The following is a 15,920-nucleotide window of genomic DNA, read 5'->3' as shown; positions in this document are numbered from 1 at the left end:
ACCAATATGGGGAGGGCCCGTCACAGGCAACTGTGACGGGCCCTCCCCATATCTCTTGACGCGTGTATCTCTGACGGCGCGCCTCCGATGACGTCCGGGCGTGTCAGTCCATGTCCAGGCCGAGGTCCAGCACGGGGCTGGAGTGGGTGAGCGCTCCCACGGACACATAGTCGACGCCGGTGGGCGCCACGGCCGGCGCGTCGGCCAGGAGGAGCCCGCCGCTGGCCTCGGTCCTGACACCGGCCGGCCGGCAGATCGCGACGGCACGGCGCATCACGTCGGGGGCCATATTGTCCAGCAGCACCAGGTGGGCACCGGCCCCGACAGCCTCACGCACCTGGTCGAGCGTGTCGCACTCCACTTCACAGGCCACCTGTGGCGCATGCGACTGCACGGCCCGGATCGCCTGCGCGATCCGGCCCGCCGCGGCCACGTGGTTGTCCTTGATCAGTGCGGCATCGCCCAGTCCCATCCGGTGGTTCTGCCCGCCGCCGCAGCGCACTGCGTACTTCTGCAGCGTGCGCAGTCCCGGCACGGTCTTCCGCGTGTCACGGATCACGGCCCGGCTCCCCGCCAGCGCGTCGGCCCAGCGGGCAGTCTGGGTTGCGACGCCCGAGAGTTGCCCCAGGAGGTTCAGCATCGTGCGTTCGCTGGTCAGCAGGCAGCGCAGGGACGCCTCGATCAGCAACACCCGATCGCCGGGATGCACCCGCTGGCCATCGTGGGCCAACAGGGTCACCCGGGCGGTGGTGCCCTGCCGGGCGGCCAGGCGATGGATTGCCGCGGCGGCCACCGGCAACCCGGCCAGGCAACCATCCTGACGGCTCGCCACCCAGGCGGTGGCTCGGTCTGCGGGATCGAAGATCGCCTCGGTGGTCACATCGGGGCCATAGGCCAGGTCCTCGTCCAGCGCGCGGTCGATCGTGGCTCCCACATCCTCGGGCTCCAGGCCGGCATCGCGTAGCGCCCCGGGGACATCCCCCGGGTCGATCCTTTGTTGGCCAACGGCCACATCGGGACTCATGCTGCACTCCTTTCAGGGGCCTGTTCGTGGCCGATCGTCCGGATGGTCATCTCGGGTAGTCCGTGTGCGTCGAGGCTCCAGTCCTGGTGGCACTGCCATTGTGCGGAGCGTTCGGTGAAGTCGGAGCGGCGATGACTGCCGCGTGATTCGCGACGCAGTGCCGCGGCCGCCAGCAGCAGTTCGGCCACCTGGGCGGCGTTTGTCGCGTCGAGCGTGGCGTTGGTGAGGGTCCCGGCCGGTGTGGCGCGGTCGGCAAGGGCCCGGCGCGCATTGTCAAGGCCTCGGGCGTCGCGCAATACGCTGCCCGCGGCAGTCATCGTGCGTCGCACCGCGTCGAACAGCGCCGGATCCTGTGGGGGAAGTTGCCGGCGCGCGGCGTCACCCCCCGATGCGGGCCCGGTGGGAACGCCCTTACCGGTGGCGATCAGCCGGGCGACCCGACGTCCCATGGTCAGCCCCTCGGTGAGCGAGTTGGAGGCCAGGCGGTTGGCTCCCTGCACGCCCGTGCAGGCGACCTCCCCGATGGCGAACAGCCCCTCGATGCTGGTGCGACCGTCCATGTCGGCACGCACCCCACCACAGTGGTAGTGCGCGCCCGGTCGCACCGGGATGGGCTCGGTGACCGGATCGACCCCGCGCTCGCGACACATCGCCAGGATGGAGGGGAACTTGTGCTCCCAGGCCTGCGCGCCGAAGGCGGTGGCATCGAGGAAGAGGTTCCGCTCGCCGGTGCGTGCCATGTGCGCATGTTCGGCTGCCGAGACGACGTCGCGCGGGGCGAGGTCGGCCAGTGGATGCAGCCCCGCCATCACCCGCGTGCCCCGGTGGTCGATCAGGAATGCCCCCTCCCCACGCACGGCCTCCGAGATGAGCACGCCGCGATCGCCGGGAATGCGGTGATCGGCCGGCACCACGAGGATCGTGGGATGGAATTGCATGAATTCCAGGTCGCTGAGCACTGCACCGGCACGCCATGCCATGGCGAGCCCGTCCCCGGTGGCAACCGGTGGATTGGTCGAGGTGGTCCACAGCTGGCCGATCCCGCCGGTCGCCAGGATCACCGAGGCGGCCCGCACCTCCCCGAGCCTGCCCTGTGCGTCGAGCGCACGGACGCCGTTGCAGCGGCCCTGCGCGTCCACCAGGAGGTCGACGGCGCGCACGCCTTCGCGCACCGACAGCGGGCCGTCCACGGCATCGGCCACGCACTGCACGAGCGTGCGCTCCACCTCGTGGCCCGACTGGTCCCCGCCCGCATGCAGGATCCGGCGGGCATGGTGTCCCCCCTCGAGGTGCAGGTCAATGCCCCCGGTCCGGTCCTTGTCGAAGACGGCACCCAGCTCGATCAGGCGACGCAGCGCCGCGGGCGCCTCGTTGACCAGGATGCGCACCGAATCCTCGGCGCACAGGCCCGCCCCGGCGGTCAGGGTGTCACTCACGTGCAGATCGGGGGAGTCCTGGTCGGACCACACGGCCGCCAACCCGCCCTGTGCCCAATCGGTGCTGGAGTCGGTGACCCGGCCGCGGGACAGCACCATCGTGTCGACGCCGGCGCCGGCCAGCTCGACCGCTGCCATCAGGCCCGCCGCTCCGGACCCGACGACGACCACTGTGGCGTCGTCATGCCAGGCCGGTGTGCCGTGCGCCAATTCGGCGCCCTGTGTGGACGTGCCCATCGTCATTCGCCCCGTCCCGCGTTCCCGATGGAGATCATTCGCTCGACGCTGGCCCGGGCCCGCTCGGCGATCGCCGGGTCAATCGTCACTTCGTCGTGGCCCCCGCGCAGGCAGTCGAGCAGCTTCTGGGGGGTGATCATGTCCATATAGGGGCATGTTGCGCGGGGGTTCACCGGCGTGAAGGTCGCCTGCGGGTTGGCCTGGCGCAGTTGGTGCAGCATGTGCACCTCGGTGGCGACCAGCACCTCGGGGGCCTGGGTGGTGCGTGCGGCATCGAGCATTCCGCCGGTGGACAGCACCTTGGTCCGCCCGGCGGGCAGGTCACCGCGGCCGGCCAACCACAGCGCCGTGGTGGTGCAGCCGCACTCGGGATGCACGAACAGTTCGGCGTCGGCGTGGTCGTGCACCCTGGCGATGAGCTCATCGGGGGAGATGCCGGCATGCACATGGCATTCGCCAAGCCAGACGTGGATGTTCTCGCGGCCCGTTTGGCGTCGCACGTGCGCGCCCAGGAACTGGTCGGGGCAAAACAGGATCTCGCGGTCCTCGGGGATCGACGCCACGACCTCGACCGCATTGGACGAGGTGCAACAGATGTCGGTCTCCGCCTTGACCTCGGCGGTCGTGTTGACATAGCTGACCACCACGGCACCGGGATGCTCCGCCTTCCAGGCCCGCAGCTGTTCGGCGGTGATGGAATCGGCCAGCGAGCAGCCGGCGTTGGCGTCGGGGATCAGCACGGTCTTGTCGGGGGAGAGCAGCTTGGCCGTCTCGGCCATGAAGTGGACCCCGGCGAAGACGATGGTCGAAGCGGTTGCCTCGGCGGCGATGCGGGACAGGGCGAGCGAATCACCCACGTGGTCGGCCACGTCCTGGATCTGCGGTGATTGGTAGTTGTGGGCCAGGATCACGGCGTCCCGGCTGCGCGCGAGGTCATGGATCTCGTCGGCCCACAGGTCCTGGCTGATGGCGGTGTCGGTCATGGGAGACTTCCTCAACTTGGTTATCGTTCGAGAGTCGAAAACTGAACCGAACGTTAGCATGGCCCCATGACGACACAAGCGCCGGATCAGCCGCCGGTCGCCAGGTTCCGCCACGAGGTGCTGGCCGTCGTCTTCCGCGCGCTTGCGCAGCCGGGCGCCCGCCTCGAGGTGATGGCGTGGCGACGCCACCGGGCCCCCTTCAAGGACGACTGGGCGCTGCCGAGCGGCCCCGTGAACGCGGGGGAGACCATGGATCAGGCCGTGCAGCGCCATCTTGCGGCGCGCCTCGACCTCACGAGCATCCGCTATTCCGAACAGCTGGCGACCTTCTCCGATCCGGGGCGCGATCCCTTTGAGCGCACGATCGCGAGCGCCTACCTGGTGTTGTTGGGGCAGAGCGGACCGGTGCCGGGGGGTGCGGCCGAATGGCTCGACACGCGTGCGCTCCCGCCGATGGCCTTCGACCATGCCGCAGTGGTGCAGGCCGGCATCAGGAGGCTGCGCAGCAAGATGTCCTACACCAACATCGCCTTTGCCCTGGCGCCCGATGAGTTCACCCTCAAGGAGCTGCGCGATGTCTATGTGGGGGTGCTGGGCCACGACGTCGACGTCACCAATCTGGGACGGGTGCTGACGCGTCGCGGCCAGATCGCGCCCACCGGACGCCGTCGCCGCTCTGGGTCGGGTGGGGGACGCCCTGCCCGCACCTATCGGTTCGTCGAAGCCGCCTACGAAGTCACCGATCCCTTTGCCACCCTGCGGCCCGCGGAAACACCATTACCGGGGCAAGCGGCGGGCGAGGGGAAAGCGACCCGATAGCGCCACGAATCCCGCGCCGGGCGGGTTCTGGGAAAACGCCTTTGCCCCCGGGCGTGCGGTGGACGCCCGTCCATATCCCGCGGGCCACTGCCCGGGTTCGGCCCACAGCTGCTCCATTGCGCACCGTGGGGTGACGAACAAGGGCCCCAGGTATGAGGCAAACCGGTCCGAACCCCCCACCCAAGTGGGCCCCGGAGCGCCATGGGGCATATGGTAGGACCAATTAACCCTCGGATTGGAGTTCCTCATGAGTGTCGGTCTGACGACATCAGGAGGGCAAGGGGACGTTGTAACGCGTCACAAGCTGAAGCAACGTCCGTCCAATGTGACTCTGAAGGTCACCATGGCGGTGACTGGAACGATCTTCGCCCTGTTCGTCTTTGTGCACATGGTCGGAAATCTCAAGGCTTTTATGGGCCCTGAAGATTACGACGCCTACGCCCGCTTCCTGCGCACCCTGCTGTATCCGCTGCTGCCCTATGAGGGTGGTCTGTGGATCTTCCGCCTGGTGCTGTCAGCCTGCCTGGTGCTGCACGTCTGGGCCGGCATTACCGTCTGGCTGCGTGGCCGTAAGGCTCGTGGCAAGTTCGGTCGTTACGGCGCCAAGCCCAAGTCCTTCTTCGCTCGCACGATGATCCTGTCGGGCCTGCTGATCCTGGTCTTCGTGGTGGTCCACCTGCTCGATCTCACGATCGGCGCCGGACTGTCCTCGCAGTACTACCAGCCTGCCGTCCACCTCGGTGGCGACCAGGTCCAGATCCATGCCTACGAGAACCTCGTGGCCAGCCTGTCCCGTCCCTGGATGGCGATCTTCTACTCCGTGATCATGGTGATCATCGGATGCCATATCGGCCAGGGTGCCTGGAACACGATCAATGACTTCGGTGGCACCGGCCCCCGTCTTCGCAAGGTCTGGTTCCTCATCGGGCTCCTCATTGCGCTGGCCATCGTCGTGGCCAACGGTGCACTCCCCATGCTCATCCTCGCTGGAGTGATCTCGTGAATATCATCAAGAATCTCTTCTCCGGTGCGGCCGGCAAGGCTGCATCGATCCCGTCAGCCCCGAAGCCTGCCCGTGCCAGTGCGCACCGTCCGGCCTCGCACCTGACCGGTGAGGCCGCCCGCGACCACCTGGGCCCGGCCCAGAAGGCCGCCGGCTATGAGGTCGGTGCCGAGATCGACGGGCACGTCCCCGCCGGCGATGTGCTCCACACCTGGGAGCACCGTCAGGACGACTACCGACTGGTCAACCCGGCCAACCGTCGCAAGATGAAGGTCATCGTCGTGGGCTCCGGCCTGTCCGGTGCGGGCTTCGCGGCCAGCTTCGGCCAGCTCGGCTATGACGTCGACTGCTTCTGTTTCCATGATTCGCCGCGTCGCGCCCACTCCGTGGCGGCGCAGGGCGGCATCAACGCCGCTCGTGCCCGCAAGGTCGACGGTGACACGCTGAAGCGCTTCGTCAAGGACACCGTTAAGGGCGGCGACTACCGGGGCCGTGAGGCCGACGTGGTGCGCCTTGGTACGGAGTCGGTGCGTGTCATCGACCACATGTACGCGATCGGTGCCCCCTTCGCCCGTGAATACGGCGGTCAGCTCGCCACCCGTTCCTTCGGTGGCGTGCAGGTCTCGCGTACCTATTACACGCGCGGCGAGACCGGCCAGCAGATGGAGATCGCCTGTTCCCAGGCGCTCCAGGAGCAGATCGACGCCGGCACCGTGAAGATGCACAACCGCACCGAGATGCTTGACCTGATCGTCAAGGACGGCCGTGCCCAGGGCATCGTCACCCGCGATCTGCTGACCGGCGAGATCAAGGCCTGGACGGCCCATGTCGTGGTGCTGTGCACCGGCGGCTACGGCTCGGTCTACCACTGGTCCACGCTGGCCAAGAACTCGAATGCAACCGCCACCTGGCGTGCGCACAAGCAGGGCGCGTACTTCGCGAGCCCGTGCTTCCTGCAGTTCCACCCCACGGCGCTTCCGGTCAGTTCACACTGGCAGTCGAAGACCACGCTGATGAGTGAGTCCCTGCGCAATGACGGACGCATCTGGGTGCCGAAGAAGGCCGGCGACGATCGCCCGGCCAATGACATCCCCGAGAACGAGCGCGACTACTACCTGGAGCGCAAGTACCCGGCATTCGGCAACCTGACGCCCCGTGACGTCGCCAGCCGCAACGCCCGCACGCAGATTGACAGCGGGCACGGCGTGGGGCCGCTGCACAACTCGGTGTACCTCGACTTCCGCGACGCCATCAAGCGTCTCGGCAAGGAGACCATCGCCGAGCGCTACGGCAACCTGTTCGACATGTACCTCGACGCCACCGGTGAGAACCCCTATGAGGTGCCCATGCGCATCGCACCGGGTGCCCACTTCTCGATGGGTGGCCTGTGGGTCGACTACGACCAGATGAGCAACCTGCCCGGTCTGTTCGTCGGCGGAGAGGCATCGAACAACTACCACGGTGCGAACCGCCTGGGTGCCAACTCCCTGTTGTCCGCCTCCGTGGATGGCTGGTTCACCCTGCCGCTGTCGGTGCCGAACTACCTCGCCGACTATGTCGGCAAGCCGCCGCTGGCCGTGCAGGATCCGGCCGTCAAGGATGCCCTGGGCCGGGTGCAGGATCGCATCAATGCCTTCCTCACCAGCAAGGGCACGCATCGTCCCGAGTGGTTCCATCGCAAGCTTGGCGACATCCTCTACGCCTACTGTGGCGTGAGCCGTGACGAGGCGGGCCTGACCAAGGGCCTCGCCGAGGTGCGGGCACTGCGCAAGGAGTACTGGAACGACGTCAAGGTCGTCGGCGACGACCACCGGCTCAACCAGGAACTCGAGAAGGCCGGCCGCGTGGCCGACTTCATCGAGCTCGCCGAGGTCATGATCCTCGACGCCCTGGACCGCCGCGAGTCGGCCGGTGCCCACTTCCGTACCGAGTACGCCACTCCCGAGGGAGAGGCCAAGCGCAACGACGCCGATTGGTGCGCCGTCTCGGCCTGGGAGACCCGCCCCGATGGGGTTCATGTCCGTCACAGCGAGCCCCTGGAATTCTCGCTGATCGATCTGCAGGTGAGGGATTACCGATGAAGGTCACATTGGATATCTGGCGCCAGGCAGGTCCTCGCGCCAAGGGTGAGTTCGAAAACTACGTCGTCAACGACGCTGAGCCCGAGATGAGCATCCTTGAGTTGCTCGATCGACTCAACGACCAGATCATCGAACAGGGCGGCGAGCCCGTCGTCTTCGAGTCTGATTGTCGTGAGGGCGTGTGTGGGTGCTGTGGCTTCCTGGTCAATGGGAAGCCCCACGGTCCGCTGGCCAATACGCCGGCCTGTCGCCAGCACCTGCGCGCCTTCCCCGAGGTGACGCACTTCAAGTTGGAGCCCTTCCGCTCCAATGCGTTCCCGGTGATCCGCGACCTGGCGATCGACCGCACCGCCCTGGATGAGCTCATCCAGGCCGGCGGCACCGTCAACGTGATGACCGGCACCGCTCCGGACGCCGACACCAGCCCCCAGCCGCACCAGGTGGCCGAGCTCGCGCTCGACTTCGCCAGCTGCATCGGCTGCGGAGCCTGCGTGGCCGCCTGCCCGAATGGTTCGGCGATGCTGTTCGCCGGCGCCAAGCTGGCGCATCTGGCGAAGATGCCCCAGGGCAAGGAGCAGCGCAGCTCGAGGGCGCGTCGCATGGTGGCAGAGCTCGATGAGGACTTCGGTCCCTGCTCGCTGTACGGCGAGTGCGCCATCTCCTGCCCGGCCGGCATCCCGCTGACCGCGATCGCCACCGTGAACAAGGAGCGCTGGCGTTCCGTGTTCCGCGGGCGCCACTCGCAGGACAACTGATCAGGACGCAGTTCCCACAAGGGGCTGTCCGGTCGCACCACGCGGCCGGACAGCCCCTTGTCCGTCCCGGGGGCGCGTGCGGAGCGCCTACTATGGCGCGGTGGCCCAGATTCAACCGCTGACACTCGTGTCTCCCTCCGGCGGGGTGGTCCAGATCGACACCCCGGTGGTCCTGGCACCCATGGCGGGGGTGACCAACGCCGCCTACCGCACGCTGTGCTACGAGCAGGGTGCGGGATTGTGCGTGTGCGAGATGATCACGAGCCGTGGGCTGGTGGTCGGCAATGTGAAGACCGACTCCATGCTCACCTTCTTCGACGATGAGCCGCACCGCAGCGTGCAGACCTATGGAACCAATCCCCGCGTGCTGGCCCGGGCCATCGATGAGCTGTGCACCCACTACCGGGCCGACCATGTGGACCTCAACTTCGGCTGCCCGGTCCCGAAGGTCACCCGGAAGGGTGGTGGCGGCGTACTGCCCTGGAAGCTGGACCTCATTCGCGAGATCATCCGGCAGTCCGTGCGTGCCGCCGACGCCCACGGCGTGCCCCTCACCGTCAAGACGCGGGTGGGCATTGATGACGACCACACCACCTTCCTCGATGTGGGACGCATCGCCCAGGAGGAGGGCGCCGCGGCGATCTGCCTGCACGGGCGCACGGTGGCAGAGGCCTACGCGGGCCATGCCCACTGGGACCGCATCGGCGAACTCGTGGCGGCCGTGGACATCCCGGTGCTCGGCAATGGCGACATCTGGGAACCCTCCGATGCGCTCGAGATGATGGCGCGCACCGGATGCGCCGGAGTCGAGATCGGACGCGGCTGCCTGGGGCGTCCGTGGCTGTTCCGCGACCTGGCGGCGGCCATGCACGGCCAGCAGGTCCAGACCCTGCCGACCCTTGGCGAGGTGGCCGCGATCGTGCGTCGGCACGGGGAGCTGCTGGTGCGCCAGATGGGCGTCAAGCACGGCCTCACGGACCTCCGCAAGCACATGAGCTGGTATTTCAAGGGATTCCCCGTGGGCGGGGAACTGCGTCACAGCCTGGGGCTGATCGACAGCTTCGAGGCGCTCGACGCGTTGCTGGCCCGCCTTCTCGACAAGGCGGGGGCAGACTGTCCCTACCCCACACGGGAACTTGGTCGGCCCCGCGGTCGTCAGGGCACGCCACGCCACAAGGTGGTCATGCCCTACGGCTGGCTCGACGACCGGGGCGGCCTCGACCTGGACCTGTCGGACGCCGAGTTGGCCGTATCGGGCGGCTGAGCAGTCCGCGGCGCCCGCTTGATGTCAGTGGCGGCGGCCATACTGGAGGCGTGACTGACAATGTGCACGACCTCGACGTGACGAAACGCACCCGGCAGTGGGCGCTCACCATGGCCGGGCATGAGCACGAGCTGGGCGGCGACGAGGTGGTGCGTCCACATCGCGACAGCCATGCATCGATACGGCCGGGCGAGGTCATCGACCGGATCACCCGTGAGCAGCGGGAGGCCGCCACCCTGCGTCAGGGGGCGACGCTCGCCCACGGCGCGGGGAACCGGGACCGCACCGAGGCACCCGACGCATTGCGCACCTGCTTCGAGCGCGACAAGGACCGCATCATCCACTCCACCGCCTTCAGGCGGTTGGCGGGCAAGACCCAGGTGGTCGTCTATCCCACCGACCACCAGCGCACGCGCCTCACCCACGCGATCGAGGTGGCCCAGGTGGCCACATCGATTGCCCGTGGGGTGGGGGCGAACGTCACCCTCGCCGAGGCGATCGCGCTGGGCCATGACTGCGGTCATGGACCCGGGGGCCATGCCTCCGAGGAGGCCTTCGACGTCTTCCTGCCGGAGGGTTTCGACCACGGACCCTGGGGGGCGCACGTCGCCCTGGCCGACCTCAACCTGTGCCACGAGACCCTTGACGGCATCGCGAACCATTCATGGTCACGCCCCGCCCCGGCCACGATCGAGGGCGAGATCGTCAGCTGGGCCGATCGCATCGCCTATTGCGCCCACGACCTGGAGGACGCCATCCATGCCGGCATCATCCGGGCTGATCAGGTTCCCGGCACCGTGCACGAGGCCCTGGGGGTGCGGCTCTCCCAGCAGCTCGACGCCCTGATCGGGGCAGTGGTGACCACGTCGTGTCGCACCGGGGCGATCGGCATGGACACGTCCACCGCAGACGCCCTGGCGGCGCTGCGCCGGTTCAACTACGAGCACATCTACACCCGTCCCGAATCGCTGGCCCAGTCGCACACCATGATCAGGGTGCTGCAGGAACTGGTGTCGTTCTACTTCTCCCACCAGGATCGGTTGCCGCCGGACCATCGTGACCCGGACGACCCGATGCTCGGGGTGGTCACCTATGTGGCCGGCATGACCGACCGCTTCGCCTTCGATCAGGCGGAGCAGCTGTTGGGCTGGCAGCGCGGCCGGTTGCCGCAGGGTGTCGGCCACGGTGCGGACTGAACGATCCGGTGCGTGATCAGGGACGCAGCCTGTCCCTGAGATCGCGGGGGAGCAGCAATGCACGGCGGATGAAGGCGTTCATCACCATGACCGTGACGGCTTGCCCGGCCACGATGCCGACGAGCACCAGGAGCTGGGCCGCGCCGGCCTGAAGGGCCGAACCACCACCCAGCAGCACTCCGATGAATGCCCCCGGCAGGGTCACCAGGCCCACGGTGCGCGTGCTGTCCAGGGCGGGGACGATGGCCTCACCGGTGATCGGCTCCAGCACCATCCCGATGGCGTTCGAGCGGGGCAGCCCGATCGACAGGACCGCCTCGTAGGTCGCGATGTTGTCGCGCAGCGCCGGGAAGACGCGCCGGCCGTTGAGCGTATGGCCGGTCATCATGTTGCCGACGAAGATGCTCCCGATGGGCACCAGGGAATACCCGTTGAGGGGCGCGGTGCCGGTGGCGAAGACGATGATGAGCAGCGGAATGACCCCGCTGGCCATGGCCAGCGCCGACCATGCCCACGCATTGCGGGTGCCCACCCGGCCGGTCGTCGTCCACACGGCGATGGCGAACATTGCCCCGACGAACAGTGCGGAGCTCCACAGGTGGGCAATGGCGGCCACGATGATGGCCGACACCACGAACAGCTGGATCGCCGCCCGCACGGCCGCCCAGGCCATGCCCCGTCCCATCTTGAAATGGCCGATCCGGGAGGCGACCACGGACATCGCCACCATGAGGATCAGTGCGGCGAGTAGTTGCCAGCTGGGGTTGACGGACACAGCTCTACTATTGCGCTTTCACAGCCCGGGCGCTTGGCCGCGCCGCCACGCCATGGCGTGGGGTGCCCCATGCGTCGGGCGGCAGGTCGGGCTGATTGCAGACCAGGCCCATCACGATCACATAGCTGTCGGGAAGGCTCGTGCCATCGCTCCATTCAATGGGATGGTCGAACAGTTCGCGGGAGGTCGCCTCCACATCGGCGCCCATCGATTCCATCGAGTGCACCAACAACTGCGGCAAGCGGCAGGGCCGACCCTGCTGACGGGTACAGACCCGACACAGCTCGCAGGAGCCCGCGCCGAGCACCTGCGAACCGGGAACGCGATTGCGCAGCCTGATCATGGTGCGCAGGGCGCGCTTCTTCTCGCGATGGAAGGTGTCCATCACCTCGCGGGTGAGCTCGTCGCGCTCCCACCCCGTGCGGCGCTGGTCGGGGTCGAAGTCCATCGAGAAGGCAATCAGGTGGATCCAGCTGTAACGCGCCCAGACATCGCGGGGGTCAAAGTCGAACTCGGGACAGGCCCACGTCTGATCATGCTGCGGGCAGGCCCTGCAGAACTCCACAAAGCGCGGCACATCCACGAAGTCGCGGGTGTAGTCATCCACCGGGACGCAGCGGTGATGTTCGTGCACGGCGTAGCTGAGCATGACCACAGGATAGGTCGCGAGCAGGGCGTAATGCCCCCATGGCAAAACGACAGGAAAAAACCTAACGCTGCACTGTTATTTGGCCACGAATGATGCAATTATTGAGCTGCGTGGTTCCCTCGACACCCCTGGGAGGGAACAGTGGCCCCGGCCGCAAGGCTGGCGGGCCCGCGCGTGCACGGCCCTACCATGGCCTCCGCGAGGATGTCGCAGATAGCTATGGTGGGGCCGTCGCCTTCCCCCCGGGTCGTGGCACACCGCAGATGTCCATCACACCGCATGCCGGGGTATCGCGTTGCCGCTGTGGTGCCGGTGCCGGCCGTGCGGTCCCCGCTCTGCAGCGTCCCGCCGCTCGGTCAGTTGTGGCGCTGTCGGCTGTGACACTGTCAGCTGTGACAACATGGCGAAATGGACGCGAACTCAGTACAACCGGAAACGCGTGACTACGACGTCGTCGTGATCGGAGCCGGCCCTGCCGGCGAGAACGTGGCCCAGTACGCCACGCAGCACTCGGGGCTCACCGCCGTACTGGTGGAGGCCGAATTGGTGGGCGGCGAATGTTCCTATTACGCCTGCATGCCCAGCAAGGCCCTCCTGGTGCCCCTCGAGATCGCCAATCAGGCCGACCACATGCACGGGCTGGAGCCCGAACGCCTGTCCAATGAACAACTGCTCAAGCGCCGTGATCACTGGGTATCCCACTATCGCGATGCCGGGCAGGTGTCCTGGGCGCAGGGGGTGGGGCTCGATGTCGTGCGCGGTGCCGGCCGCCTCATCGGGGACCGGCTCGTGCAGGTCGACGGAGCCGAACCCGTCGTCCTGCGGGCGCGCCAGGCCGTGGTGATCGCCACCGGCAGTGAACCGGTGGTCCCCGCGGTCTACCAGGGGATCCGGGCGTGGGGTTCGCGGGACGCAACCGGCGTCGTGGAGGTCCCCGGGCACCTGGCGATCATCGGCGGCGGTGTCGTGGCCTGCGAGGCGGCCACCTGGATGCGTGCCCTGGGATCGCAGGTGACCATGCTCGTGAGGGGAGGTTCCCTGCTGCCGAAGCAAGAGCCCTTCGCCCGCGAACTCATTGCCGAGGGCCTGCGCCGGCAGGGGATCGAGGTCATCACCGGTGCGAACGTCAGCTCATGCACCAGGGCCGATCCACAGGACACGGGGCTGGGCCACATCCACGGCGGGCCGGTCACCCTTCACCTGGCTGATGGGTCGGGTCCTGAACTGGTCGCCGATGAATTGCTGGTGGCCACGGGGCGCAGGCCGGAATTGGGCAACCTGGGGTTGGACGCCGTCGGTCTGAGTGCACAGGACATCACCGGTGGAAGCACCCCCGAGTGGCTCTACGCAGTGGGTGACGCGAGTGGTGGGGCCCTGCTGACCCACATGGGCAAGTACCAGGCCCGCGTCATCGGCGAACGCATCGCGGCGCGTGCGGCAGGGAGGACCCCCGACGCGGTGCCGGAGTCGGTGCCGGTGCCCCAGGTGATCTTCACCGAACCCCAGCTCGCCCACACCGGACTCACCGAGGCCCAGGCGCGCGCGGCCGGGATCGACGTGGCCGTGACGGCCGTCGACTACAACACGGTGGCAGGTGCCTCGTTGCTGCGTGATGACCTGGTCGGACGCGCAAATCTCGTGATCGACCGGGCACGCAGGGTCATGGTGGGGGCGACCTTCGTGGGGCCCGAGGTGGGGGAGCTCATCCACGGCGCGACCATTGCCGTCGTCGCGGCGACACCCATCCCGCTGTTGCGCCATGCCGTGCCGTCGTATCCCACGGCAAGCGAGCTGTGGCTGCGCCTCATCGAGGCACTACCCGAGGAAGTCCTGCACTGAGGCCAGCCGCGGTCGCCGGGTCACGGACGCCGTGGCCCGGCGATGTGCAGCATGCGGTCGATGACGGCCCCCATTGCGCCGTCGTCGGAGTAGCCGGCAATCGGGAAGCCGGCCTCGAGCATGATCCGGTGGCCGTTGGCCATCACATAGGGATGGCCAACCAGACGCAGCATGGGCAGGTCGTTGGGCATGTCCCCGAAGGCCATGGCCTGACCGGAGTCGATGCCACGCTCGGCCATGACCACCTTCAACGCGGAGGCCTTGCTGACGCCGGGCGCGCTGCACTCCACCAGCCCCTCATCGCGCACGAAGGAGAAGGTGGGATCGACCCGCCCGGCGGCCGGCTCCACCGCCGCCGCGGCCAGGGCCTCGGTATGCGTGCTGGGCGACAGCGCCAGCAGCTTGACGACGTCATCGAAGGCCATCAGATCGGCCAGGGGCGCCACCAGGTCGGGTTCGCCCTCCGGATGGGCCGCCACATAGCGGGCATCCGCCCCCCAACCGTGCGACGCGAACTCCACGGCGAAGCCCGCGTCCGGGACGCGCCTGACGAGCGCGGCGCCGAAGGCCAATCCGTCGGCCGGGTCAATCGGCCAGTGGTGCAGGACGCGTCCCGTGGCGGGATCGGCGATGACGGCGCCGTTGCTCGACAGCAGCAGGGGATGGATGTCGGCCAGCGGGTCGATCACATCGGTCCACCGGTACGGGCGACCGGTGGCCACCACGATGGTGATGCCCTGCGCAGCGGCGGCACGCACCGCCTCGACATTGCGAGCGACCAGTCGACCCCCGGCGCCCAGGAATGTGCCGTCCAGGTCGGTGGCGATCAGCCGGATGTCCTCGTGGGGAACAGTTCCTGTCATGGTGACCTCACAGTCGCGATTGCTGCGGGGTGGCGCTCTGGGTGGTGGTGGCACTGCCCTGTCCGGGCGCGTTCATCGACGGGGTCTTCGTGGGTGAGCCCTGTCCGCCCGACGAGGACGGGGAACCCGAACCACTTCCGGAACCACTGGGCGAGCCACTTGAGGGCTCGGTGCCCGAACCCTCACTGCTTGAGGCGCTGCCCGTGCCCGAGGCGCTGCCCGAACCGGACGCACCGCCGCCTCCGCCACCACCGGGCGGGGGGTTCTGGAAGATGAGGACGGCAATGAGCAGTGCCAATGTCGCGGCGAGGATCATGAGCAACCAGCTGGCCAACATGGGCACCCACCCCGTACGGTCCTTGCGGTCGGGCCAGCTGGGGGGCCACAGCCGCCAGTTGCCGGGCGTGGAGTGCCCGATCCATGGCAGCGAGAATGCCGGGCCGGAGGGCGTGCCGAGCTCGGGGCTGCCGGACAGGTCCACGGACCGCAACAGCCGATCGGCCTCGCGCAGGGCATTGTCCGAATCATCCCAGGCAAGCACCGTCCACGGCGCCGTGGCGGCATGCCCGGGACCCACCGGATCATCGGCCTGGCTCACGAACAGGTGGGCCAGCCGACCCTGGTCCTGGCCCTGGCCACCGCGGGCGATCACGGTCTCCTCGCTCATCCGATTGATCTCGCCGGCCAGTCGGTCACGGGCCGCCGCGTCGCCGGCCGCGCCCCGGGACAGCAGGATCAGCATCGTGGACGCCTGACCGTCGGCGTGGGCGAGGAAGGCCACGCCACTGGGACGCGCAACCAGTCGCGCGTCCAGCCACCATCGACCGATGCGGGGCGGATCAGTGGGCAACAGGGGAAAGGCGTTCACCGACGGGCGCCCTGCGGAGGGTGTGGCTGCGCCTCCGGGCCCGGCTGTGCTCTCTTCGTCCGACATCCCCGCCATCTCACCACAATCTGGTGGGCGACCGAAGCTGAACCACTGTGCAATTGCTGTCA

Annotated in this window: 14 protein-coding genes; 7 read left to right on the top strand and 7 right to left on the bottom strand. The window is 68.1% G+C overall.

Annotation, left to right across the window (positions count from 1 at the left end):
* Positions 1-103: 103 nt before the first annotated feature.
* Genes nadC through nadA form a run of 3 tightly spaced genes read right to left on the bottom strand, consistent with a single transcriptional unit; the run spans position 104 to position 3,680 of the window.
* On the bottom strand, positions 104-1,024 hold the full coding sequence (nadC, locus tag RM25_RS06180; protein WP_013160828.1) for a carboxylating nicotinate-nucleotide diphosphorylase: 921 nt from the start codon (positions 1,022-1,024) through the stop codon (positions 104-106).
* The gene (gene nadB, locus RM25_RS06175; protein ID WP_230579870.1) at positions 1,021-2,697 is read right to left on the bottom strand and encodes an L-aspartate oxidase; all 1,677 of its coding nucleotides are present in this window, start codon (positions 2,695-2,697) and stop codon (positions 1,021-1,023) included. The genes nadC and nadB overlap by 4 nt, the downstream gene beginning before the upstream one ends.
* A gap of 2 nt (positions 2,698-2,699) precedes the next feature.
* Entirely contained in the window at positions 2,700-3,680 is a 981-nt protein-coding gene (gene nadA, locus RM25_RS06170) for a quinolinate synthase NadA (RefSeq protein ID WP_013160830.1), read from the bottom strand.
* 66 nt (positions 3,681-3,746) lie between these two features.
* On the opposite strand from nadA, the gene RM25_RS06165 reads away from it, so the two are divergent.
* The 6 genes from RM25_RS06165 (at position 3,747) to RM25_RS06140 (ending at position 10,798) form a co-directional block, all read left to right on the top strand.
* Complete coding sequence (locus RM25_RS06165; RefSeq protein ID WP_036940754.1) at positions 3,747-4,499, top strand: NUDIX hydrolase; 753 nt, start codon at positions 3,747-3,749, stop codon at positions 4,497-4,499.
* 247 nt (positions 4,500-4,746) lie between these two features.
* A complete protein-coding gene (locus RM25_RS06160) occupies positions 4,747-5,502 on the top strand; it encodes a succinate dehydrogenase cytochrome b subunit (RefSeq protein WP_013160832.1) in 756 nt (251 codons plus the stop codon).
* A gap of 47 nt (positions 5,503-5,549) precedes the next feature.
* A complete protein-coding gene (locus RM25_RS06155) occupies positions 5,550-7,583 on the top strand; it encodes a fumarate reductase/succinate dehydrogenase flavoprotein subunit (RefSeq protein ID WP_414102639.1) in 2,034 nt (677 codons plus the stop codon).
* Entirely contained in the window at positions 7,580-8,338 is a 759-nt protein-coding gene (locus RM25_RS06150) for a succinate dehydrogenase/fumarate reductase iron-sulfur subunit (RefSeq protein WP_036940752.1), read from the top strand. Before RM25_RS06155 ends, RM25_RS06150 begins: the two co-directional genes overlap by 4 nt.
* Positions 8,339-8,414: 76 nt before the next feature.
* Positions 8,415-9,602 (top strand): tRNA dihydrouridine synthase DusB, encoded by a 1,188-nt coding sequence (gene dusB, locus RM25_RS06145; RefSeq protein WP_370695563.1) that lies wholly within the window; start codon positions 8,415-8,417, stop codon positions 9,600-9,602.
* A gap of 110 nt (positions 9,603-9,712) precedes the next feature.
* Complete coding sequence (locus tag RM25_RS06140) at positions 9,713-10,798, top strand: HD domain-containing protein (protein ID WP_044636750.1); 1,086 nt, start codon at positions 9,713-9,715, stop codon at positions 10,796-10,798.
* 16 nt (positions 10,799-10,814) lie between these two features.
* Here RM25_RS06140 and RM25_RS06135 read toward each other — a convergent pair whose 3' ends face one another.
* Positions 10,815-11,573 carry an ABC transporter permease gene (locus tag RM25_RS06135; protein WP_257009007.1) on the bottom strand — a complete coding sequence of 253 codons (759 nt, stop codon included), beginning with the start codon at positions 11,571-11,573 and terminating at the stop codon, positions 10,815-10,817.
* Positions 11,574-11,580: 7 nt separating this feature from the next.
* Complete coding sequence (locus RM25_RS06130) at positions 11,581-12,222, bottom strand: DUF2284 domain-containing protein (RefSeq protein WP_013160838.1); 642 nt, start codon at positions 12,220-12,222, stop codon at positions 11,581-11,583.
* Between the two features lie 408 nt (positions 12,223-12,630).
* Between RM25_RS06130 and RM25_RS06125 the strand changes: the two genes are divergently transcribed.
* Entirely contained in the window at positions 12,631-14,061 is a 1,431-nt protein-coding gene (locus RM25_RS06125) for a dihydrolipoyl dehydrogenase family protein (RefSeq protein WP_044636193.1), read from the top strand.
* Between the two features lie 20 nt (positions 14,062-14,081).
* Here RM25_RS06125 and RM25_RS06120 read toward each other — a convergent pair whose 3' ends face one another.
* Together RM25_RS06120 and RM25_RS06115 are read right to left on the bottom strand one after the other, a co-directional pair.
* A complete protein-coding gene (locus RM25_RS06120; protein WP_044636192.1) occupies positions 14,082-14,924 on the bottom strand; it encodes an HAD family hydrolase in 843 nt (280 codons plus the stop codon).
* A gap of 7 nt (positions 14,925-14,931) precedes the next feature.
* Positions 14,932-15,792, bottom strand: coding sequence for a hypothetical protein (locus RM25_RS06115; protein WP_036940741.1), 861 nt, complete (start codon positions 15,790-15,792; stop codon positions 14,932-14,934).
* Positions 15,793-15,920 lie beyond the last annotated feature (128 nt).

This window comes from Propionibacterium freudenreichii subsp. freudenreichii, assembly GCF_000940845.1.
Taxonomy (GTDB): Bacteria; Actinomycetota; Actinomycetes; order Propionibacteriales; family Propionibacteriaceae; genus Propionibacterium; species Propionibacterium freudenreichii.
Note: the sequence above shows the minus strand (reverse complement) of the source record. Positions and strands in the feature narration are given on the sequence as shown.

What these genes read in the sequence shown, in the direction of transcription:
- nadC (WP_013160828.1), bottom strand. Translation starts at nt 1,024, where the DNA reads ATGAGTCCCGATGTGGCCGTTGGCCAACAAAGGATCGACCCGGGGGAT.
- nadB (WP_230579870.1), bottom strand. Translation starts at nt 2,697, where the DNA reads ATGGGCACGTCCACACAGGGCGCCGAATTGGCGCACGGCACACCGGCC.
- nadA (WP_013160830.1), bottom strand. Translation starts at nt 3,680, where the DNA reads ATGACCGACACCGCCATCAGCCAGGACCTGTGGGCCGACGAGATCCAT.
- RM25_RS06165 (WP_036940754.1), top strand. Translation starts at nt 3,747, where the DNA reads ATGACGACACAAGCGCCGGATCAGCCGCCGGTCGCCAGGTTCCGCCAC.
- RM25_RS06160 (WP_013160832.1), top strand. Translation starts at nt 4,747, where the DNA reads ATGAGTGTCGGTCTGACGACATCAGGAGGGCAAGGGGACGTTGTAACG.
- RM25_RS06150 (WP_036940752.1), top strand. Translation starts at nt 7,580, where the DNA reads ATGAAGGTCACATTGGATATCTGGCGCCAGGCAGGTCCTCGCGCCAAG.
- RM25_RS06140 (WP_044636750.1), top strand. Translation starts at nt 9,713, where the DNA reads ATGGCCGGGCATGAGCACGAGCTGGGCGGCGACGAGGTGGTGCGTCCA.
- RM25_RS06130 (WP_013160838.1), bottom strand. Translation starts at nt 12,222, where the DNA reads ATGCTCAGCTACGCCGTGCACGAACATCACCGCTGCGTCCCGGTGGAT.
- RM25_RS06125 (WP_044636193.1), top strand. Translation starts at nt 12,631, where the DNA reads ATGGACGCGAACTCAGTACAACCGGAAACGCGTGACTACGACGTCGTC.
- RM25_RS06120 (WP_044636192.1), bottom strand. Translation starts at nt 14,924, where the DNA reads ATGACAGGAACTGTTCCCCACGAGGACATCCGGCTGATCGCCACCGAC.